We start from the raw sequence: 22,082 nt of genomic DNA, 5'->3' as shown, positions 1-22,082 counted from the left end.
AGGTCCCCATAGTTTAATGGATAAAACAAGGCCCTCCTAAGGCTTAGATGTTGGTTCGATTCCAGCTGGGGACGCCATTTAAGCTGGCTTAAACCCAAAATAGAGTAAACCTTCCTATACATTCCACTCCCTTATCATTATGTTTATTTCTTCTACTTTGGTTGTAATTTAATCGAATTGCGCAATACTCTTCTAAACAGGAGAGCACAATGACTTTCGATTCGTCCCCCAAGAAGAAACTGGCGATGATGTTGAAACACCGAGTGATTCAACATTTACCGAAGAGGAATGGTTTGCCATAGAGGCACTATCTGAGCCAGGTGCCATCTACTAACCGATGAAATTTCAAAATTAATCCCCATTTTCATAGCCGTTGCCTATTTTATGCGTTGTCTTTCTTCGCCTTTAGCTTTCCAATAAGTGCACTTCGCATAGACCTTCAGGCAAAAAATAACGTATAAATATTATGTAGTAGTTAATACGGGGAATAGTATGAGCCATTTTGAAAACGACGATATCGATTCGTTTTTTGCTGAAATGCAAGATGTAAAACCAATCGCTTCAGATGATAAGGCTTTATTACACGATCCTGAAAAGGCGCTTGCCGAAAAGCAAAAACGGGCTGCGTTGAAAGTCAGTGTTCGCGACAAGCTTGCTAACCCGTTAAGTATGGAAGGTGTAAAGCCGGTGCCGCCCGATGATTTTATACATTATCAACAACCGGGGATCCAAGACGGCGTATTTAAAAAGCTTCGCCTTGGCAAATATCCGTTGGAAACCAATGTCACATTATCAGGAAAAACCCTAGAACAAAGCCGGGACCTGATTTATAGCACTATTAAGTCAAGCCACGAACGTGGGGTTCGTGCCCTACTTATAAAACATGGAACGGGTGAAAATAGTAAGCCATTTCCTGCGCTGAAAAAAAGCTACGTAAATCATTGGCTACGTGAACTTGATGAGGTGATTGCCTATCATACAGCACAGCCTATGCACGGCGGATTTGGCGCCACCTATGTGTTGCTGAAAAAGCACCCTCAGCAAAAACTAATAAACAGAGAAAAAAATAAGAAAGGATAAAGTGAGAGACAAGTTTTGCGGGCTACGGCAGAGCATTGGGTTCGTTTCGTTTTAAGCTTTTTAATAGCCCCAATGATTAACGCCCGTATCAAGTAACTTGATACGGGCGTTAGAATTTTTCTTTCAGACTACTTAACTGAAGACTGCACACTTAGCGTTGTTGGAGCTTCGGCAGATTTCGCAGATGTGCTAAAAACAGCAGTTACGAACATCAGCACTACAGCTACAGCCACTCCGGTTAAGCCAAACCCTTTTGAAGAACGATTCATTGGTCGTCTCTTATTATTAAAACCAGTAAGCAATTGCTAAACACTGGTACAACCCTAACTCAACTCCTGTAACCTAATTGCAATCCTTGCTTGCACTACAATAGATCAGTGACAAACTGATGACAAGGGCAAAAATCAGATTTTTGACACTTTGCCAAAGCTTTGACACCCATTTAAGGTATGCGCATTTATTAAACAGTATTTTTATAGAAAATAAACAGGGGTTTCCCCCTGCTTATCAAGGTCACACTGTAATATTAACCAACAAACTTACGGGCGTTTCTAAAGATACGCATCCACGCACCGTCTTCTTGCCAATCGTCTGGGCACCATGAGTTTGCAACGGCTCTAAATACACGCTCAGGGTGAGGCATCATAATTGTACTGCGCCCATCGACAGACGTTAAACCAGTAATACCTTGCGGTGAACCGTTCGGGTTAGCCGGGTATTGCATAGTTGGCTTGCCATAGTTGTCTACATAACGCATGGCTACCTGACCGCTAACCTGCGATAGCGCGTTTTCATTTGCAAATTCAGCCTGACCTTCGCCGTGCGACACAGCAATCGGCATACGCGAGCCTGCCATACCATCTAGCAGCACAGACTTAGACTCCATCACTTCAACCATAGCAACGCGAGCTTCAAAACGCGCTGACTGGTTAGTAACAAAGTGCGGCCAGTGCTCAGTGCCAGGAATCAATGATTTTAGGTTCGATAGCATCTGACAACCGTTACATACACCTAAACTGAACGTATCGTTGCGGTTAAAGAAGCCTTCGAACTGATCCCGCGCCATGCTGTTGAATAGGATAGACTTCGCCCAACCTTCACCTGCACCTAATACGTCGCCGTAAGAGAAACCGCCACAAGCTGCAAGACCCGCAAACTGTTCAAGGGTAATGCGACCCGCCAACACGTCACTCATGTGCACATCGATAGCATCAAAGCCTGCACGGGTAAATGCAGCCGCCATTTCTAGATGCGAGTTTACGCCCTGCTCTCTTAATATCGCCACTTTTGGCTTAACGCCTTTGGCAATGTAAGGTGCGGCAACATCTTCGTTGACATCGTAAGATAGTGCTACATGCAAACCAGGGTCGGCAGCATCTTGCTTCGCAGCGTGTTCTTGTTCAGCACACTCTGGGTTATCACGAAGCTTTTGCATTTCAAACGTAGTTTGCGCCCAGGTAGTACGCATAGATACACGACTATCCGCAAGTACAGCTACACCGTCGCGGTTAAACTCAACCATATCTGTGCTATTTAATGTACCGATATCGTGAGTCAACTCAGTTAAATCGAACTTAGCCAGTACCGCGTTAACTGCATCTAGGTCGCTTTCAAGCACTTGAATAACACCGCCTAATTCTTCATTGAATAGTACAGCAATGTCATTACCTTTAAGGCTATCAAGGTTAACGCTTACACCTGTTTTACCCGCAAAGGCCATTTCTGCCACTGTAGTAAATAAGCCGCCGTCTGAACGGTCGTGGTAAGCATGCACCAAACCTTTTTCGATAAGCGCTTGCATAGCGTCAAAGAAGCCTTTAAGACGGGTAGCAGAAACCACATCTGCTGGGCTATCGCCAAGCTGTGTATAGACCTGCGCTAAACAGCTAGCGCCCAAGCGATTTTTACCTTCGCCCAAATCTAAAAGCAATAAGCGGCTTGCACCTTTATCAGTGCGTAGCTGAGGCGTAACTGTTTTACGAATATCTTTTACTGCACCAAACGCTGAAATAACCAGTGACAACGGAGAGGTTACTGCTTTATCTTCACCGTTTTCATTCCAAGCAGTTTTCATCGACATAGAGTCTTTACCTACAGGAATGGTCAAACCTAGCTCTGGGCACAGCTCTTCACCCACTGCTTTTACCGCTTCATAAAGACCTGCATCTTCACCTGGGTGCCCAGCTGCTGCCATCCAGTTAGCAGACAGTTTAATCCGCTTAATATCACCAATGTTTGCTGCAGCAATATTGGTTAGCGCTTCACCTACCGCAAGACGGGCAGACGCACCGTGTGATAAAAGAGCCACCGGGGTGCGTTCACCCATTGTCATCGCTTCACCGTGATAAGTGTCAAATGCCGCAGCGGTTACTGCTACATCCGCCACTGGCACTTGCCATGGCCCAACCATTTGGTCGCGACTTACAAGACCGGTTACCGAGCGATCGCCAATGGTGATAAGGAAGGTTTTCTCTGCCACGGTAGGCAAAGACAAAATGCGATTTGCTGCATCACTTAATGTAATGCCTGCCTCATCTAGTGCTGGCGAGCTTACCTTGGTCGAGCTTACATCGCGATGCATTTTAGGCGGCTTGCCTAAAAGCACATCTAGCGGCATATCGATTGGTTTGTTATCAAACTGACTGTCGTTCAGATTTAAGTGCTGCTCGGCAGTGGCTTCACCAACCACAGCAAACGGCGCGCGTTCGCGGGCGCAAATTGCTTCGAATACCGGCATATTTTCCGGTGCAACAGACATAACATAACGTTCTTGCGATTCGTTACACCAAAGCTCCAGCGGTGTCATGCCAGGCTCATCTGACAATACTTTTCTTAGCTCAAAGTTACCGCCACGACCACCGTCGTTAACTAGCTCAGGCAGAGCGTTTGAAAGGCCACCAGCACCGACATCGTGGATAAACTGAATAGGGTTGTCATCGCCAAGCTGCCAACATGCATCTATTACTTCTTGGCAGCGACGCTCCATCTCAGGGTTGTCACGCTGCACTGAAGCAAAGTCTAAATCTTCGTTTGACTGCCCAGAAGCCATTGACGATGCAGCACCGCCGCCAAGACCAATGTTCATTGCAGGGCCGCCAAGCACAATAAGCTTAGCGCCTACCGTGATTTCGCCTTTTTCAATATGGTCACGGCGAATGTTGCCTAAACCACCAGCTAGCATAATAGGTTTGTGATAGCCTCTTACCTCTACGCCGTTAAAACTATTAACTTCTTGCTCGTACGTACGGAAATAACCAAGTAGCGCTGGGCGACCAAATTCATTATTAAAGGCTGCACCACCTAGTGGGCCTTCAAGCATGATATCGAGAGCGCTCACAATGCGCTGTGGCTTACCATACTCGGCTTCCCACGGCTGCTCGGCGCCGGGAATACGTAAGTTAGATACGGTAAAACCAACTAAACCCGCCTTAGGTTTTGAGCCACGACCTGTAGCACCTTCATCGCGAATTTCACCGCCAGAGCCGGTTGCGGCACCAGGGAACGGTGAAATTGCCGTTGGGTGGTTATGGGTTTCTACCTTCATCAAAATATCAATATTCTCATGATGGTATTCGTATTGGTGTGACTGAGGATTCGGAAAAAAGCGCCCTGCTTCCCAGCCTTCCATTACTGCTGCGTTATCTTTGTAAGCTGAGTACACATGATCAGGTAATAACTCGTAAGTGTTTTTGATCATTTTGAACAGCGACTTTTCTTGATCTTCGCCGTCAATGGTCCAGCTTGCGTTAAAAATCTTATGCCGACAATGTTCAGAGTTTGCTTGCGCAAACATATAAAGTTCAACGTCAGTCGGGTTTCTGCCTAGCTTGGTAAAGCTATCAAACAGGTAGTCAATCTCATCATCAGCTAATGCCAGGCCCAATGCCACGTTTGCATTAACCAGCGCTTCTTTGCCCTCCCCTAATACGTCTACACTGGTGAAAGTATTAGCTTCGGTTTGTGCAAACAGTACCGCTGCATCGTCAGTTTTAGTAAATACTGACTCAGTCATTCTATCGTGTAAGAAGCTAGCGATAAGTGCAAAGTCATCGTCACTTAATGTATCTTCTATTTCGATATAAAACGCGCATCCACGCTCTATGCGATTGATACTTTTTAAACTACAGTTGTGAGCGATGTCGGTGGCTTTAGAAGACCAGGGAGAGATAGTGCCGGGGCGAGGAGTAATAAGGAAGAGGGTTCCAGAAGGTGTTTGTGCTTGCCTCGCGGGGCCGTAAGTGAGCAGCTTCTCGAGTATTTCTATTTGCTGCTTAGACAAGTCACCTTGGGAATCGACTAGGTGAACATATTCGCTATATAGGTTTTTAACCCTAACGCCGGATTGACCCAGCTTTGCAATCAGTTTAGTTTGGTTAAACTCTGATAGTGCAGGAGCGCCTCGAAGGACCAACATATTGATTTACCTGGTTTGTTAGAAACAACGACCACCAATGCGACGCGTTGTCTCTTGGATTGATGAGTATTTCGGCGCGGATTATAGAGCAATTATGCACAGTAAGTAACCTCATAACGCGCTAACATGAACTTTTTTTTAAACTTAGCGAGTTTGATGACAACAAGTAAAGGTCTATGCAGTCACAAGACTATAAAAAACGATTAAAACTACAACTAATAATCATTTTATCCATTGCTGTTATGAGTTGTGGCGTGCCCTCGGTCCCCACGGCCCTTTCCTCATTATTAGAACGAGAAACCATCCGCGTAGGAACCGTATACGGCGCAGGAACCTTTTATAACGGTGCTGAAGGGCCCCAGGGGTTTGAGTACGAGTTGCTGGCAGGGTTTGCCGATTACCTTGGGGTCACTCTCGATTTGTACCCTTTTTACAGCTATGAAGTCATGCTCGAGCAATTAGAGGAAGGTAACTTAGACATTGTTGCTACGGGGGATGCGGTGACACCTTCACTAAAAAACCGCTTCACGTATGGCCCGGCTTATCAACATGTTAAACAGCAGCTCGTATTCCAAGCAGGCACATCCAGACCTAGAGATCTTTTAGATCTCGATGCTCCTATAATTGCAGTTGCAGAAAGCAGCCAAGCTCATTTACTTTCTGATCTTTTACGCGATTTAGGCGACGAAGCAACTGATAGTGAAAAAGTAGTGATAAAGACCGAGCTCGTTACCACCGAAGATTCAGATTCTGAAGAACTGCTGCAACAAGTAGCCAATGGTGATATCGCTTATACAGTAGCCGACAGCAACCGTTTAGCTTTACAGCGCAGACGTTATCCAAACTTGGCTGTAGCAAAAACCCTTGACGAAAATATGCCAATGGCTTGGGCGCTGCCATTACATCAAGACGATTCAGTGAAAGCTGCGCTTATTGAGTATTTTGGAACCGTACATCAATCTGGTTGGTTTACGGTGCTGGAGGATAAGTATTTCGGCCACATCCGACAGTTCGATTACGTAGACAGCCGGGCTTTCAACTACGCAGCTGAAACTGCATTAGCCCAATATAAACCTCTATTTCAAAAATACGCAGGAGATCTAGACTGGCGACTGCTTGCGGCAATGAGCTATCAAGAAAGTCATTGGGATAGTAACGCTGTATCTAGAACTGGGGTTCGCGGTTTAATGATGCTGACGCTGGATACAGCAAGTGACTGGGATGTAGATGATAGAACCAACCCAGAGCAAAGTATTCGCGGCGGGTCTCGTTACTTTGCCAGTTTGCTAAGCCGCATACCCGCACGAATTAGCGAACCCGATAGAACCTGGATGGCTATGGCATCGTATAATATTGGAATGGGGCACTTGGAAGATGCGAGGGTTCTTACCGAGCAACAAGGGGGTAACCCTGATTTGTGGGTAGATGTGAAACGCCGCTTGCCACAGCTTAGGCAAAAAAAGTATTACCGCAACACCCGCTATGGCTATGCGAGAGGTGATGAGGCTTTGCAATACGTAGAAAACATTCGCCGCTACTACGACAGCCTAGTCTGGTTAGATGAACAAGGAAAAATTTAATCTAGTTCGTTTTGCTTCTCTATTGAAAACTGTCATTTCGATGTCATCTTTATAATGTACCCTTTGAACGAGTTGGTAATTAACCAACTCGCTTTCTCAGAACTTTTATTTTTCTAAAAGATTATTAATCTCTAAAAGAACAGTGACTCTCGAAAGATGAGAGCTTAGTTCAAACGACAGAGCATATTTCTTAACGGGGAAATGTGGTCACAACGAGGAAAATAACCTCAATGTGAGAAAGGAGAATAAATGAAAAAAAATCGCTTTATGAAAAAAGGAATAAAATTGAAAAACAACAACAGACGCAGACTTATGCTTAAGCGTTGCCACCAGAAAGTACTTCAACGTCGCAAGCTATTTGTTACAAGTGATATGTTCACTCAGTTGACCCGCAAACCTAGCTAAAATATATATAAGCTGGTTGCTTTCATTGATAGAAATCAATTAATAGTAAGCGCTCTTTTTTAACCTACCAGCGCAGCAAACCAAACTGGCGAATAACACTAAACAACATATCTTCAAGCCAACCGAGTAAGTATTAGCTTGAAGCATCCCTCTCTAGCTGTTTTTTCGCCTTTTTGGCTGCCTTAATCTCTTTCCTGCGCTTTCGAAAAAAATCTGACAACTTGTTAGCACACTCGTCAGCTAGCAAGCCAGATACCACTTCAATTTGATGATTAAGTGCTGGGTGTTGCAGTAGATTCATGACCGAACCCGCAGCGCCTGTTTTCGCATCTTTAGCACCAAACACCACCCGCTTTACTCGCGCATGCACAAGCATACCGGCACACATAGAGCAGGGTTCTAAAGTGACATATAGGGTAGCGTCAATGAGTCGATAATTTTGCACCTTAGAAGCGGCCTCTTTGACAGCGCGCAACTCAGCATGAGCAGACGGGTCGTTATCTGTTATAGGCGTATTGTAACCTTCACCGATAAGCTCACCGTTTAATACTACGCAGGCACCTACCGGTACTTCCCCTATAGATTCAGCTTTGTCTGCAAGGGTTAATGCATGCTTCATCCACGTCAGGTCTTCTTGAGTAACCGTTTCATTAATAAGGTTTTCCTGGCTCATCTTCTCTTTAACTGGGTTCTCTTGGCGAGAGCTTTCTTTTGAAGCGCTTACTTTTGCGAGCGCCTCTTCAGCGGTGAGCACTTCAGGCGTTAATGCTTGCGCTGTGACATGCTCGGTGCTTTGCTCTTTAGACCGAGCTTTTCCAGTGTCGATACCTGGTGCCGAAAGGTCGCTATTTTGGTCACTCATTAGTCAATCTTGCTACTTTATTTAGTGAAATTAGTTAACAATAATTCTGCATAAATCTAGGTAAACATTCTAACTAACTAGAAAGTAATGACTTTTGTCACTTGGCAACCTACTTGCAATATTTCATTATAACACTGCTGGTGTTAAGGACTTAACTGGTTACACTTTTTGAAGAAAACTTAGTTTAATAACCGTTATAGTACTCCAAGCGCAGCAGTAATTTTACTAATAAGTATTTAGTTTCTGTTTATTAGAGATAAAAACTAAATACTAGGTGAATTAGGCAACTGACCACATTTTCACCTAAACTCTTTTAAAGCCATTTGTGAGGGATACCACCGTGAACATGACAGCGATTGCAATAGTAGCCATTTGTGCTTGGGCGTTAGTTACCATTGTCGAAAGTGCATAAGACAAAAGCAAAAAGAAACTTAGCAATAAAGAAGCTGAAGCTTACAAGCAGGAAATTGCAGATTTGAAAGAGCGTGTATCTGTACTCGAAAAGATTGTCACTGATGAACGCTACGACTTAAAAAAGCAGTTTGCCGATTTAGAGAAAGACCGCGTCGCTTAAGTTTAGTGAAATAAATTCCTCTGCCAGCGCAACCTACGCCTATAGTGTACCTGCGCTGGCAGTTAAACATCAATTCCCTTCTAAGAGTTTGCGTTCAGCCCGCTCAACTCGTCGGGGTTTACCTGCAATTACCAGTACATCATGAGCCTGTAAAATAGCGTCATGGTCTGGGTCTTTCACTTCATTGCCATTACGTCTTAAGCCTTTAATGGCCACACGCATTCGTGTGAAGTCGATATCTTTTATTGCTTTTCCAATGCAAGAGGCGCGTTCAGACAATACTACTGCATGAATAAACTCCAGTTTATCTTCCGTCCCGTAAGAGATTTCTGTGGTTTCTCCAGGATAAAAGCCGTGCATATGATCATAACGGCCTTTTCGCTCGGCCCGCACCCGCTTTAAAATACGTGACATAGGTACACCGGCGTAATGCAACACTTGCGAGACCAGCATCAAACTGCCTTCTTGTAATTCAGGCACTACTTGGTTTGCTCCTGCGCTGTACAAACTTTCTAGTTGGTAGTCTCGTTTGGTACGAACCATAACATCTGTAGTGTTTGTTATACTTCGGGTCTGGGTAATGACTTGCTTGGCCTTATCGACCTGGTCAAACGTCACAAGCACAAGCTTTGCATTTTCTACATTAGCATTGATCAGAATATCTTTTTGACTGGCATCGCCGAAGATCACGGGTTCCCCCGCATTTCTGCTTTCATGCACTCTGACAGGGTCCATATCTATAGCGACAAAATGAATACCTTCCATTTTCAACATGCGCGCTACCGACTGGCCAACGCGTCCAAACCCACAAATAATGACATGATTAGACAAGGGCTCGGAATCGCCGTAGGTCGCGCCGTCATCAAAAGAAATATCTTTGTTAACAATGCGCTTAGCTATAGCCACACTGTTATTCATAAGCCATGGGGTTAACGCCATACTTATCACCCCCATACATACTATTAACGATGACTGCTCAGTAGTTAATACGCCGTGGGTGGTGGCAAGCGCCGCAATAACGAAGCTAAATTCCCCTATTTGGCAAAGTTTTACGCCTGCGGACCAGCCGTCAATAGCGTCAGTTTTAACTAACATGGATGCAACTCTGACTAAGATAACTTTAACTATCATTAACGCGAAAACACCGAATACGATTTCAAATAAGCTGTTCCAGAGCACCGTAAGCTCAAGCTGCATACCCACGGTCACAAAGAACAAGCCCATCAAAATGTCGCGAAACGGGCGGATGTCGGCTTCAAGTTGATATTTGTATTGGCTTTCCCCTAACATCATCCCAGCCAAAAAAGCGCCTAACGCCATCGACAAACCAAAATAATAGGTAAGTCCGCCAGCTAACAGCGCGATCAAAATAGTGGTCAATACAAACAACTCATCGGTTCTGGTTCTCGCAATTTCCCGAAACACCCAGGGAAGTAACCACTTACCTACTGACATTAAAAACGCAATAACGAATACGCCTTTAAGAAGTGCCTCTCCAAGAGCAAGGGCAATACTCACCTCGCCTGTCTGCGCAAGCAGTGGAATTGCTATAAGAAATGGGACCACGGCTAAGTCCTGAAAGAGCAAGATACTGACGGCGAGCTGTGTACGCCTGTTATTGAGAATGCCCATTTCGGTTGCTTGTTTAATAACAATAGCGGTAGAGCTTAGCGCCAGCGTACCGCCAATAATGATAGATGCACTAATTGGGATCCCCATGAAAAGCGGTACGCAGGTAAATATCGCTGTAGTAAACAACATTTGCCCTAACCCTACGCCAAACACCAAAGAACGCATAGCCAACAACTTAGGAAGGGAGAATTCTAGCCCGAGGGAAAAGAGTAGAAAAACAATACCTACTTCGGCCAACAAGTGCATTTCTTCGGGGTGCGCAAAGACAGATAGCAGCTGTGGACCTGCGAGTACACCGGCAAAAAGATAAGCAAGAATAGGTGGAAGATGAATCCGTTTAAATAGGGCGACTGCGCATACCGATATAAACATCAATATTACAATATTTAAAAAACTCGTCCCCACATAACCTCCTAGAGCGACATCAACTTCCGTTTGTAAAATAAGCGCGATAACCATTTCGGCTTTGCACTTAAACTAAAGACTAATGCGACAGATATCTTGTTGGCATTCAGTTTGCAAAATTCCCTATGTAAATGCAGATCCGGCAAGTTTTGCCGCTGTGATCGTCATAATTTTCGCGAAAATGCGGTCATGACCACAGAAACGTCAGGGCTTTGACACTGGTTTCATTTCTGCGGCATATCAACGCATTTTGTATAGGGGCACTACTGTGGATTTTTCAACGTCAGTCTACGATAGCACACAACACAACAATTTTTATCCTGCTGAGAGCACAGGTAAGTCACTTTCATTCAGTGAATTATCGGGCTTTGTAACACAGCTTCTGACTACGCTTGAACTTCAAGAGTTAGGAGGCGTGTATTTTCAGCAGCTTAATATGCTGTTGCCTGTTGTTGGATTCAGTTTATCCGACTTCGACTCCCGCTGGGTCTACGGTAACGCTAAGATATCGTCAACACTGATTGATTTACCACTACAAGGCGCACGCTCTGTTAATGGCGAGCAAGCCCATGTCTATTATTACATTAGTTCACCCTTGTCATTATCGCAAAGGGAGAGCCTATTCCAACTGCATGATTTATTTGGAAAACAAGTTAAGCATGCGTTGTCTTTATTGCGTGTTCAACAAATGGCAACCAAAGATGTACTGACTAGCTTAGGCAACCGCGCGGGCTTTCAGCAGTCTATGACAAGACAACTGGGCTGGGCACAAAGACATGATGAGCCATTTGCACTTTTAGTTATCGATCTAGACAACTTCAAATATGTGAACGATAACTTTGGACACGGTGAGGGCGACAAAGTACTGGTTCATGTGGCAGCACATCTTGAAAATGTTCTGCGGGATGAAGACGAAGCATTTCGCTATGGCGGCGATGAATTCTGCTGTTTGTTAGACTGCCAAACACAGCAGCAATTAGCATGTGCTGCCCAGAGAATCCAAATGAGTATTAATAGTTCTGCCTACTTATCACGATTAGGTGTATCGGCAAGTCTCGGTGGCGCAATCTATCGAGATGGCGACAGTGTTGATAGTTTATTTGACCGCGCTGATAACGCGCTGTATCGGGTGAAAAACTCTGGCAAAAACAGCTATGACGCTGCCTAGCTGGTAACTTTTACTTGTTTAAAATAAAGCGGCAATTCAATGCCGCTTTATCAGTATAATCTGCCGAAAAAATTTAAAAGATTAAAAGCCTTGCTGCTCTTCGCGAATACAATGAATTTGGCTCAGTAAACCTTATAAGTAATGTGGATATGGCCAATTAGCGCTTAGACAGGTATAAAAGCTATATTAATACGCTCAACTTTAGGTTGTAGATAAACAACCTTGTCATCAACAATGATTGCCACAGGAGTTTCATTTAAAAAGATAGTGGGTACACCATCCCTTTTCCATCGAGGCACTCGCCATACTTTGAACCACTCTTTCAATAGCTTTGATACGCTGGCGCCTTCAGGTTTCATCCGCAGATTACGCGCATTAGTTTGCAAAGAGACGGTATCGTTAGTTTTGTCTTTTGTTACTGTTACCCTCACCTGCCCATGTAACCAAGGAAGAGGAATGTACTGGTCTAACACTAACTCGAGACACTCTGGTATCTCGCAAGTATCATTAACTACCCAGTAAAGGTCATGGTCAAAACGTATAACCCGGCCCCACTTAAAATTTACTTCAGGGGTAGCATCATGTTTCGCCCCCAGCATAGCAAGTACTTGGTCTGTCTGCGCTTTTGAAGGTGCAAGTTGTCCCTGCGCTTTAAACCAGGCGCGAATTACCATAGCCTGCCAGGGGGTAGATAATGCAGCAAGCTTTTGTCCATCTAACCTGGCATCCGCACGTCTACAGTCTTTGAAGTATTGCTGTGCAGATTCGCTGACTAGCTCACTTTGCTGTGCACAAAGCTCAGCGCTTCGCCCAACTGTTTTAGTTAACTGGGGCCACCGCTCAAGCAGATGAGGTATTATCTCGTTTCTCAAGAAATTTCTGTCAAAGCTATTTTGCTGATTAGATTCATCCTCAACCCACTGCAACATTTCCTCTTCGGCATAAGCGATGATGTCACTTTTCTCTAGGGCTAGCATAGGTCGCATTATTAGCGTATCCCCCCGGTACTGCACTTCGCCCATACCCGCTAGTCCCTGTGGGCCTGCACCGCGTTTAAGCTGAAGTAATACGGTTTCAAGCTGATCTTCTGCATGCTGTCCCAAAAGCAGTACACCGCCAATTTGTTCGCACACTTCTAATAGTGCGTTGTATCGAACTTTACGCGCCTCAGCCTCTAAACTCTTTCTAGAGCTGGTATCAACAGCAACGCGATATTGATGAAATTCAACATCTTCAAGACGACACTGGAGTTCACAGTGTCGGGCCCAGTCGTCGGCATTCTCGCTTAAGCCATGATGTACATGTACAGCATGAATTGGGGTTTCATAACGCTCCCTATACGCGACGACGGCTTGAAGCAGTACCGTGGAGTCCACACCTCCGCTGTAAGCAACGACGAGTGGCGTTTGAAGTGGTCGCTTTACATCAGTCAGTGACGTGGCTATGCGATTGACGATATGTTCAATAGTGGGGGATTGTAGAGGGGTCACAGACCAGTAATACCTTATTGTTTCAACTTTATGTTTTATTAGGGTTCAGCTTTGTATCTGCTAATTACTTACTTTCTAATAACGCAAAAGGGTTGTTACCAATGGTAAACAACCCCCTTGAACTAATCTAAATCGACATGAACTCAGCAAAGGCTTAATAGACTTTTACAACAAGCATTTTTGCTAATCGTACACCGCTTCGCCTAATCGTACACCGCTTCGTATCGTGACGTGACTATTCGCAGTTTTAGAAGTCGTAGCCCTAACTAGAATTAGCAATACCCGAACGACATTAAACGCTCGTAACGCTCTTCCATTAGCTTTGTTTTATCAAGCTCTTTAAGCTGATTAAGCTGCTGCTTAATCACGGCCTTCAAATTAGCCGCCATGCCATTATGATCGCGATGCGCACCACCTAAAGGCTCTTCAACAATACTGTTAATCAGGCCTAGCTCTTTAATTTGTGGCGCACTTACGCCCATCGCTTCAGCGGCTAATGGTGCTTTTTCTGCACTCTTCCACAAAATAGAGGCACAGCCCTCCGGTGAAATAACCGAGTACGTAGAATATTGCAGCATGTTCACGCGATCGCCAACACCAATTGCAAGTGCACCACCTGAACCACCTTCACCAATTACCGTACATACGATAGGAACAGTCAACTCAGCCATTTCGAACAAGTTTTTCGCAATGGCTTCACTTTGACCACGCTCTTCAGCGCCCACACCTGGGTATGCCCCTGGCGTGTCGATGAAGGTAATAATAGGCATGTTAAAGCGCTCAGCCATCTTCATAAGACGCAAGGCTTTACGGTAGCCTTCTGGTTTAGGCATACCGAAGTTACGCTTGATTTTTTCGTTAGTGTCACGGCCTTTTTGATGGCCTATAATCATCACAGGCTGGTCATCTAGCATTGCTGGGCCGCCAACAATTGCCTTATCGTCTGCAAACGCACGGTCGCCAGCAAGCTCGTCGAATTCTGTAAAAATACGAGGAATGTAATCTAGCGTGTATGGACGCATTGGGTGACGTGCAAGTTGAGAAACTTGCCATGCGCCAAGATCAGAAAAGATCTTCTTAGTTAGCTCCGCGCTTTTGCCGCGAAGCTTATTGATTTCTTCTTCAATACCAACGTCAAACTCGCCACCTTGATTCACCAACCTAAGCTCTTCAATTTTTGCTTCTAGTTCGGCTATTGGCTGTTCAAAGTCCAAAAACTGTATACTCATTTCATGTCCTATTCGTACTACGCTCGTCTATGCAAACGCGAGATGTCCAATCTATCGAACTCTTAACCCTAATGGTAGAGAATTGAAACGGCTTTGTCTCCCAAACATTGCTTGAGATCGTGTAAAAGTTGGTCTTCAGGCGTAACGTACCATCTTGCCCCACACGCTAAGATTACTTCAGCGTCTGGATGGGTTACCGCTAACTGCACAGGACAACTTCCACCGTTAAATGCCTGCAGGATAGATTGCATCTGACTCATTTTCTTCGGTTCAAGCAACTGGGTATCAATATTAAGTGCCAGCGCTCTCGCGTTTTTCTCTCGTGCCTGAACAATGTCCATTACATCACGGGCGGTGATTGTATTGCCCCCAGAGAAATCATCAAAGCTGACCTGTCCCTTTATAAGCAATATTCTGTCAGTTTCTAACACACTTTCGAACTGTTCGTACATATCGGGGAAGAAACGTACGTCTATTCTGGCACTCTTATCATCCAGTGTCACTATAGCCCAGCGGCGCCCACGTTTATTCGTCATAACACGCACGCCAAGCACCAGTCCTACCGCACTGGCCATTTGGTCTTTATTGGTTGGTTTTAAATCAACTAAACGTCCGTCGGTGTAGTAACGCAATTCTTCCGCGTACTGATTGATGGGGTGACCGGTTAAGTACAAGCCCAAGGTATCTTTTTCACCTTCTAGCCATACTTTTTCAGGCCACTCAGGGACGTCGGCAAACGCTTGCTTCACGTCTTCTGGCTCGGTAGTCAGTAACCCGAACATGTCTGACTGACCAAAAGACTCGGCTTTTGCATGCTGTCCAGCGGCGGCAAGGGCCTCGGGTAAACTCGCCATAAGGCTTGCGCGATGGGGGCCTAAGTTATCCATTGCACCCGCTAACACTAGCTTTTCAAGTACCCGTTTGTTTACACGCTTAATGTCTATCTTGGCGCAGAAATCAAAAAGGTCTTTAAATGCACCCTGAGTTTCCCGCGCTTCAATAATCGCTTCAATCGGGCCTTCACCTACCCCTTTAATTGCACCGATACCATAAACAATGCGACCTACGCTATCGACGGTAAACTTATATTTACCTGCGTTCAAATCTGGTGGCAGTATTTCAATACCCATGCGCTCACATTCATCGACAAGCGTTACGATTTTATCGGTGTTGTCCATATCCGCAGACATTACCGCAGCCATGAATTCCGCTGGATAATGTACTTTCAGCCACAAAGTCTGGTAAGACACCAAGGCATAAGCGGCAGAGTGAGATTTGTTAAACCCGTAACCCGCGAACTTTTCTACCAAGTCGAAGATTTTCATTGCAAGGTCTGGGTCAATATTATTGCCCTTGGCACCTTCAGCAAAGGTACCGCGCTGCTTCGCCATTTCTTCAGGCTTTTTCTTACCCATAGCACGACGAAGCAAGTCAGCGCCGCCCAGTGAGTAGCCCGCCATTTCCTGGGCTATCTGCATTACCTGTTCCTGATACAAGATAATGCCATAGGTAGGCTCTAGAATTTCTTTCAAGCACTCGTGCTGATATTCAGCATCGGGGTAGGAAATTTCTTCACGTCCGTGCTTTCGGTCAATAAAGTTATCTACCATGCCTGATTGCAGCGGGCCCGGACGGAAAAGGGCCACCAGTGCGATAATATCTTCGAAGCAGTCAGGTTTAAGGCGCTTAATTAGTTCTTTCATGCCGCGAGATTCCAGCTGGAATACCGCAGTTGTCTCGGCGTTTTGAAGGGTTCTGAAACTCTTAGGATCTTCAAGCGGAATGGCGCTGATATCTACATCAACGTTTTTCCCTTCTTTGATCATATCTATTGCCCACTGAATAATAGTCAGCGTACGAAGACCTAAGAAGTCGAATTTTACCAAGCCCGCCGTTTCAACATCGTTTTTGTCGAACTGAGTTACGGGGTTTTTACCTTCGTCATCACAATACAAAGGCGAGAAATCAGTAATTGTGGTTGGCGCAATAACAACACCACCGGCGTGTTTACCAGCGTTTCGGGTAACCCCTTCAAGTATTCGCGCCATATCGATAAGGTCTTTCACTTCCTCATCGCTTTCATAAACTTCTGGCAGCTGTGGCTCTGCTTTAAACGCCTTTTCAAGCGTCATGCCTGGATCTGGTGGAATAAGCTTTGAGATCCTGTCTACAAAGCCGTATGGGTGACCAAGTACTCGACCCACGTCACGTACAACCGCTTTTGCCGCCATGGTACCAAACGTAATGATCTGCGATACCGCCTGACGCCCGTAAAGCTCAGCAACGTGGTCGATTACCTCGTCTCGTCTATCCATACAGAAGTCGACGTCGAAGTCGGGCATGGATACACGCTCTGGGTTCAAGAAACGTTCGAATAGCAAGTCGAATTCAAGCGGGTCTAGGTCGGTAATTTTTAGGGCATAAGCCACCAGTGAACCCGCACCAGAACCCCGCCCTGGCCCTACCGGGATTCCGTTATCCTTACTCCACTGAATGAACTCCATTACAATAAGGAAGTAGCCTGGGAAACCCATTTGGTTGATAACTTCAAGCTCAATGCGAAGTCGGTCATCGTACTCTGGGCGTTTGGCTTTGCGCACTTCCTCATCGGGGAATAGAAATTCTAGACGTTCTTCCAAGCCTTCCTCAGACACCTTAACCAAGAAGTCTTCGGTGGTCATACCGCCGGTTGGAAACTGTGGCAAGAAATATTCATTTAGCCGAACAGTAACGTTACAGCGCTTGGCAATTTCAACCGTATTTTCTATGGCTTCTGGAATATCGCTAAATAGCTCAACCATTTCCTCTGCTGTGCGCAGATATTGCTGGTCGCTATAGCGCTTAGGGCGACGGTTATCATCTAACGTATAGCCATCGTGAATACACACACGAATTTCGTGCGCGTCGAAACCCTCTTGGTCAATAAAGCATACTTCATTAGTGGCAACCACGGGTAAACCGCGCTGCTCAGCAAGCTCTACCGCATGGTGTAAATAATCTTCTTCGCCTTGTCTACCAGTTCTAATAAGCTCTAAATAAAAACGGTCGGGAAAATGGGTTTGATAAAACTCAAGCGCATCTTCAAGAAGCTTGGCGTTATTTTTCATTAAACCTACGCCGATATCGCCGTGCTGTGCGCCCGATAAAACAATAACGCCTTCGCTATGCTCTGCTAACCATGCTTGATCGATAACCGCACGGTGTGCCAAATGTCCACGAAGGTAGGCCTTGGAGATAAGAATAGTAATATTCTTATACCCTTCGTTGTTCATCGCAATGAGGGTAAGTCTGAAAGGTTCATCGCCAAAAGCTTCATTAGTCACCCAAAAATCAGTGCCAATTATGGGCTTGATACCTAAATTATGTGCCTCGGAATAGAATTTTACCAAGCCACACATATTCATTTGGTCGGTGATCGCCACGGCAGGCATGCCAAGCGCGGCCACTTTACCTAGAATAGGCTTAACCTTATTCAGGCCGTCCATCATCGAAAAGTCGCTGTGAACACGTAAATGAATAAATGGCGATGACATGATGTTATTTCTCTTCGAGTAGCGCTTTTACGGGTTTAAAACTTTTGCGATAGCAATCTAAGATGCCATATTCGGCGATAGCTTCAAAATGTGCTTTTGTAGGGTAACCTTTGTGCCCGGCAAAGTTATATTGTGGGTAGGCCTCATGCAACGAAATCATATCGTTATCTCGCTCTACTTTGGCAATGATTGATGCTGCTGAAATTTCAGCGTGTAGGCTGTCACCTTTCACTACCGCTTCAGACTCAAAATTCCACGCTGGGACGCGGTTGCCGTCTACACGCACAAAATCTGGCTTTACTGGCAGGCCTTCTACCGCTCGGATCATGGCGAGCATGGTAGCGTGCAGTATATTAAGCTTGTCTATTTCTTCAGGGCTTGCTCTACCGATATTCCAGTAAAGCGCCTTCTCACGAATCTCTTGAGCAAGGGCTACACGTTTCTTTTCACTCAACTTTTTAGAGTCGGTTAGCCCTTCAATGGGGTTTTCTGGGTCTAGTATAACCGCAGCAGTAACCACATCTCCAACTAAAGGGCCACGCCCTACTTCATCAACACCGGCAATTAACTTATGCAAACAATTCCTCCACGACAGCTTTTGCTGCTGTTTTATCAGCATTGCATTTTAGCGTATGGTGGAGATCGGTGAAACGGGAAATAAGCGCAGAATTATCACTTTCGAAGAAGTTAAGTAACTGATTGCTCATATTCTCTGCGTTTACTTCATCTTGAAGTAATTCAGGAATAATTGCCTCATCAGCCAATAAGTTTGGCAAAGTGAAGAACGGCGCTTTATACAAGCGCTGCATAATTTTATATGTAAGCGGTGCGAGTAAATAAGCCGCGACCATGGGGCGCTTGCACAGCATAGCTTCTAATGTAGCCGTCCCGGATGCAAGTAAGATAACATCGCTCGCTATCATGGCATCACGAGAAGTGCCTTGGGTTACCTGAATGGGTAAGCGTGCTTCAGCATTATCAGCTTCAAGCAATAGTGCTTTAATTTGCGAAAGACGATGCTCGTTTGCCGCAGGGATAAGAAATTGAATGTCACTGCGTTTAGCATGAATAGCTTCAATGGTTTTCAGAAACACGGGAAGCAACGTATCTACTTCCCCCCTTCGTGAACCGGGTAGAACAGCCAATACATTAGCTTGACTATCTACCCCTAATGCCTGTCTTGCCGCATTTTGGTCGGGCTCAATGGCTATAGCGTCAGCCATGGTATGCCCCACAAAGGTATAGGGAACGTTGTATTTGTCGTATACCTGTTGTTCGAAAGGGAACAACCCCAATACGCGATTAGCCGCTTTCGCTATCTTGTGAATGCGTTTCTCACGCCATGCCCACACGGTAGGGCTTACATAGTGGATAGTTTTGATGCCGCGGGCTTTCAGGGCTTTTTCTACGCGAAGATTAAAATCAGGCGCGTCAATACCTACGAAAATATCTGGCGGATTTTGCTCAAAGTGAGCAAGAAGCTGCTTTTTAACTTTTAAGATGGCTGGAAGGTGAGATAGGACTTCAACAAGTCCCATAACCGACAAGGTTTCCATATCGAATAGACTATGGAAACCCGCCTCTATCATATTTGAACCGCCAATACCTTCAATAATAGCATCTGGGTATTGGCGTTTTAACTCGGCAACCATTCCTGCGGCAAGGATGTCACCAGAGGGCTCTCCGGCAACCATGCCGATACGAATTGGTTTAGACATAATTAGCGAATAATGCCTCGCTTCGAGTCTTGTAAGAACTTCACCATAAGGGCCACACCAGGGAACTCCTGCGCGGGTTCGGCAAGTTTTTCAATGGCTTCATCTACGGTATTGCCTTCACGGTATATTGCTTTGTAAGCGCGTTTAATGGCCATAACTTCTTCTTTGCTGAAGCCACGACGCTTAAGTCCTTCAGAATTAATACCCTGAGGAATATTTTTCTGACCGCTGACCATTACAAAGGGAGGCACATCGCGCAGAATAATGCCGCCAGCGCCCAAGAACGAATGGGCACCAATCTTACAGAACTGGTGAATACCTGCGGCACCACCAACAATGACGTGGTCGTCCATGTGTACATGGCCAGCAATCGCAACACTGTTTGCAATAATAATGTCGTTGCCAAGAACACAATCGTGTGCAACATGAGAGTTGGCCATAAATAAACAGCGAGAACCAATTATGGTAATGCTGTTGTCTTGAATAGTGCCTCGGTGAACGGTTACCCCTTCTCTAAACTCGTTATCATCACCAATAACGAGTTCAGTAGGCTCACCCGCATATTTTTTATCTTGGCAGTCTTCACCAATTGAAGAAAACTGATAAAACTTGTTGTTTTTACCGATACGCGTCGGGCCGCGTACCACCACATGTGATTTCAGAATACAGCCGTCGCCTATGGTGACGTTGTCGTCTACCACACAAAATGGACCTATGGTGACATTATCACCAATCGTTGCACTTTCTGAAATTACCGCAGTAGGATGGATCACGTTACGCTATCTCTCTCATCGCACACATAAACTCTGCACTACAAGCAATATCGCCATCGACACTTGCAGTACCTTTAAATTTCCAAATCCCTCTGCGCTCTTTTACCAGAGCAACATCAAACTCAAGCTTATCACCCGGAACAACGGGACGTTTAAAGCGAGCGTTATCAATCCCTGCATACAAGTATAACTTATCATTGTTGCCCATGGTCTTAAAACCTAGAACACCGGCTGCTTGCGCCATGGCCTCTAGAATTAAAACGCCCGGAAAAATTGGCTGTCCAGGGAAATGCCCCATGAAACATGGCTCATTGATCGTAATATTTTTGTAAGCCTTTACAGACTCACCCAAAACATAATCAGTAACGCGATCAACAAGTAGGAAAGGATATCTGTGTGGTAGCAGTTCCAATATTTCCTGGATTTCGATGGTATTAAGTGAATTGGCCAAAAACTTTCTCCTGTATACAAGCATGACCTTTAGCTATGTTATACCAATACAGATGATACATTGGTATTTGGGTCAAACTCGCCGTAAAAACTAAAAACGGCGGCAACCATACGCTGTAAAGCGCGAAAAACAAATCAGACCAACACCTTTGAAGGAGTTGGCCTGACAAATTTTATAACTAACCAGCGATTGCTGAACTTTGACTTAGAGCCAAGAGCAATCAGTGTTAAGTTAATTAGTTAGTTTTGCTAACTTGCTGAAGTACCTGCTCAGATAAGTCGTGCTCTTCTTTAGCAAAAGCAACTGCACCCGCATTAAGCACTAGGTCGTAACCTTGCTTCGACGCAACAGAGTCAATAGCTTGCTTAATAAGGCCAAGCAACTTGTTACGCTCTTCGTTGCTACGACGTTGAATGTTTTGTTGTAGAGGCTGACCTTTTTTAGATAGCTCTTCACGTACTGACAAGATTTTTTGTTCTAGTTCTTTCTTCTCGGCATCGCTCATTGTTGCTGCATCACGCTGAAGACGCTCTGCGTAGAACTGACCGTCACGCTGTAGCTGATTCACTTCTTCAAGCTGGTCTTTAAACTCAGCTTGAATAGCATTTTGAATCTCAGCCGCTTGAGGCATCGCTTGAAAAATACCTTGCACATCAACAACAGCCACTTTCTGTTCTGCCATTACAGATGTACTTACTAAAGCGCTACCCAACATTGCTCCTGCAACGATATGTTTAACCAACTGTTTCAAAGGGAACTCCTTTTGTG

Annotated in this window: 16 protein-coding genes, 1 tRNA gene and 1 pseudogene; 6 read left to right on the top strand and 12 right to left on the bottom strand. The window is 45.1% G+C overall.

Annotated features, from left to right (window positions below; all coding sequences use genetic code 11):
• The first annotated feature begins 2 nt into the window (after positions 1-2).
• Both PCAR9_RS04660 and smrA read left to right on the top strand, forming a co-directional pair.
• A tRNA-Arg gene (locus PCAR9_RS04660) sits at positions 3-77 on the top strand.
• A gap of 415 nt (positions 78-492) precedes the next feature.
• On the top strand, positions 493-1,080 hold the full coding sequence (smrA, locus tag PCAR9_RS04655) for a DNA endonuclease SmrA (RefSeq protein ID WP_179982613.1): 588 nt from the start codon (positions 493-495) through the stop codon (positions 1,078-1,080).
• Positions 1,081-1,208: 128 nt separating this feature from the next.
• Here smrA and PCAR9_RS04650 read toward each other — a convergent pair whose 3' ends face one another.
• Both PCAR9_RS04650 and purL read right to left on the bottom strand, forming a co-directional pair.
• Positions 1,209-1,349: a hypothetical protein gene (locus PCAR9_RS04650; protein WP_162889815.1), complete on the bottom strand. Its 141-nt coding sequence runs from the start codon at positions 1,347-1,349 to the stop codon at positions 1,209-1,211.
• A gap of 257 nt (positions 1,350-1,606) precedes the next feature.
• The gene (gene purL / locus PCAR9_RS04645) at positions 1,607-5,494 is read right to left on the bottom strand and encodes a phosphoribosylformylglycinamidine synthase (RefSeq protein ID WP_179982612.1); all 3,888 of its coding nucleotides are present in this window, start codon (positions 5,492-5,494) and stop codon (positions 1,607-1,609) included.
• 176 nt (positions 5,495-5,670) lie between these two features.
• Here purL and mltF point away from each other — a divergent pair, with 176 nt between their 5' ends.
• Together mltF and PCAR9_RS04635 are read left to right on the top strand one after the other, a co-directional pair.
• Positions 5,671-7,074, top strand: a complete 1,404-nt coding sequence (gene mltF, locus PCAR9_RS04640) for a membrane-bound lytic murein transglycosylase MltF (RefSeq protein ID WP_179982611.1) — start codon at positions 5,671-5,673, stop codon at positions 7,072-7,074.
• 249 nt (positions 7,075-7,323) lie between these two features.
• Positions 7,324-7,479: a hypothetical protein gene (locus PCAR9_RS04635; RefSeq protein ID WP_012517585.1), complete on the top strand. Its 156-nt coding sequence runs from the start codon at positions 7,324-7,326 to the stop codon at positions 7,477-7,479.
• 133 nt (positions 7,480-7,612) lie between these two features.
• On the opposite strand, the gene tadA is transcribed toward PCAR9_RS04635, so the two are convergent.
• Positions 7,613-8,341 carry a tRNA adenosine(34) deaminase TadA gene (gene tadA / locus PCAR9_RS04630; RefSeq protein WP_332066569.1) on the bottom strand — a complete coding sequence of 243 codons (729 nt, stop codon included), beginning with the start codon at positions 8,339-8,341 and terminating at the stop codon, positions 7,613-7,615.
• A gap of 346 nt (positions 8,342-8,687) precedes the next feature.
• Here tadA and PCAR9_RS04625 point away from each other — a divergent pair.
• Positions 8,688-8,915: pseudogene (locus tag PCAR9_RS04625) on the top strand (hypothetical protein).
• Positions 8,916-8,984: 69 nt separating this feature from the next.
• Here PCAR9_RS04625 and PCAR9_RS04620 read toward each other — a convergent pair.
• Positions 8,985-10,952, bottom strand: coding sequence for a monovalent cation:proton antiporter family protein (locus tag PCAR9_RS04620; RefSeq protein ID WP_179982610.1), 1,968 nt, complete (start codon positions 10,950-10,952; stop codon positions 8,985-8,987).
• A 268-nt stretch (positions 10,953-11,220) separates the two neighbouring features.
• On the opposite strand from PCAR9_RS04620, the gene PCAR9_RS04615 reads away from it, so the two are divergent.
• On the top strand, positions 11,221-12,120 hold the full coding sequence (locus tag PCAR9_RS04615; protein WP_179982609.1) for a GGDEF domain-containing protein: 900 nt from the start codon (positions 11,221-11,223) through the stop codon (positions 12,118-12,120).
• Between the two features lie 164 nt (positions 12,121-12,284).
• Here PCAR9_RS04615 and tilS read toward each other — a convergent pair whose 3' ends face one another.
• The 8 genes from tilS to PCAR9_RS04575 all read right to left on the bottom strand — a co-directional run bounded on the left by tilS (position 12,285) and on the right by PCAR9_RS04575 (position 22,065).
• Positions 12,285-13,610 carry a tRNA lysidine(34) synthetase TilS gene (gene tilS, locus PCAR9_RS04610; protein ID WP_179982608.1) on the bottom strand — a complete coding sequence of 442 codons (1,326 nt, stop codon included), beginning with the start codon at positions 13,608-13,610 and terminating at the stop codon, positions 12,285-12,287.
• A gap of 272 nt (positions 13,611-13,882) precedes the next feature.
• Positions 13,883-14,839 carry an acetyl-CoA carboxylase carboxyl transferase subunit alpha gene (gene accA / locus PCAR9_RS04605; RefSeq protein WP_012517579.1) on the bottom strand — a complete coding sequence of 319 codons (957 nt, stop codon included), beginning with the start codon at positions 14,837-14,839 and terminating at the stop codon, positions 13,883-13,885.
• Positions 14,840-14,907: 68 nt separating this feature from the next.
• Positions 14,908-18,372: a DNA polymerase III subunit alpha gene (gene dnaE, locus PCAR9_RS04600; RefSeq protein ID WP_179982607.1), complete on the bottom strand. Its 3,465-nt coding sequence runs from the start codon at positions 18,370-18,372 to the stop codon at positions 14,908-14,910.
• 4 nt (positions 18,373-18,376) lie between these two features.
• Entirely contained in the window at positions 18,377-18,949 is a 573-nt protein-coding gene (gene rnhB / locus PCAR9_RS04595) for a ribonuclease HII (protein WP_014997575.1), read from the bottom strand.
• Positions 18,942-20,090, bottom strand: a complete 1,149-nt coding sequence (gene lpxB / locus PCAR9_RS04590; RefSeq protein ID WP_179982606.1) for a lipid-A-disaccharide synthase — start codon at positions 20,088-20,090, stop codon at positions 18,942-18,944. The genes rnhB and lpxB overlap by 8 nt, the downstream gene beginning before the upstream one ends.
• 2 nt (positions 20,091-20,092) lie before the next feature.
• The gene (gene lpxA / locus PCAR9_RS04585; protein WP_179982605.1) at positions 20,093-20,863 is read right to left on the bottom strand and encodes an acyl-ACP--UDP-N-acetylglucosamine O-acyltransferase; all 771 of its coding nucleotides are present in this window, start codon (positions 20,861-20,863) and stop codon (positions 20,093-20,095) included.
• 1 nt (position 20,864) lies between these two features.
• Positions 20,865-21,314, bottom strand: coding sequence for a 3-hydroxyacyl-ACP dehydratase FabZ (fabZ, locus tag PCAR9_RS04580; RefSeq protein ID WP_118490056.1), 450 nt, complete (start codon positions 21,312-21,314; stop codon positions 20,865-20,867).
• Positions 21,315-21,549: 235 nt separating this feature from the next.
• On the bottom strand, positions 21,550-22,065 hold the full coding sequence (locus PCAR9_RS04575) for an OmpH family outer membrane protein (RefSeq protein ID WP_179982604.1): 516 nt from the start codon (positions 22,063-22,065) through the stop codon (positions 21,550-21,552).
• Positions 22,066-22,082 lie beyond the last annotated feature (17 nt).

Origin of the sequence: Alteromonas macleodii, assembly GCF_903772925.1 — a bacterium.
Classification (GTDB): Bacteria; Pseudomonadota; Gammaproteobacteria; order Enterobacterales; family Alteromonadaceae; genus Alteromonas; species Alteromonas macleodii_A.
Note: the sequence above shows the minus strand (reverse complement) of the source record. Positions and strands in the feature narration are given on the sequence as shown.

Coding starts and splice junctions, on each gene's coding strand:
- smrA (WP_179982613.1), top strand. CDS start 493: ATGAGCCATTTTGAAAACGACGATATCGATTCGTTTTTTGCTGAAATG.
- PCAR9_RS04650 (WP_162889815.1), bottom strand. CDS start 1,349: ATGAATCGTTCTTCAAAAGGGTTTGGCTTAACCGGAGTGGCTGTAGCT.
- purL (WP_179982612.1), bottom strand. CDS start 5,494: ATGTTGGTCCTTCGAGGCGCTCCTGCACTATCAGAGTTTAACCAAACT.
- mltF (WP_179982611.1), top strand. CDS start 5,671: ATGCAGTCACAAGACTATAAAAAACGATTAAAACTACAACTAATAATC.
- PCAR9_RS04635 (WP_012517585.1), top strand. CDS start 7,324: ATGAAAAAAAATCGCTTTATGAAAAAAGGAATAAAATTGAAAAACAAC.
- tadA (WP_332066569.1), bottom strand. CDS start 8,341: ATGAGTGACCAAAATAGCGACCTTTCGGCACCAGGTATCGACACTGGA.
- accA (WP_012517579.1), bottom strand. CDS start 14,839: ATGAGTATACAGTTTTTGGACTTTGAACAGCCAATAGCCGAACTAGAA.
- dnaE (WP_179982607.1), bottom strand. CDS start 18,372: ATGTCATCGCCATTTATTCATTTACGTGTTCACAGCGACTTTTCGATG.
- lpxB (WP_179982606.1), bottom strand. CDS start 20,090: ATGTCTAAACCAATTCGTATCGGCATGGTTGCCGGAGAGCCCTCTGGT.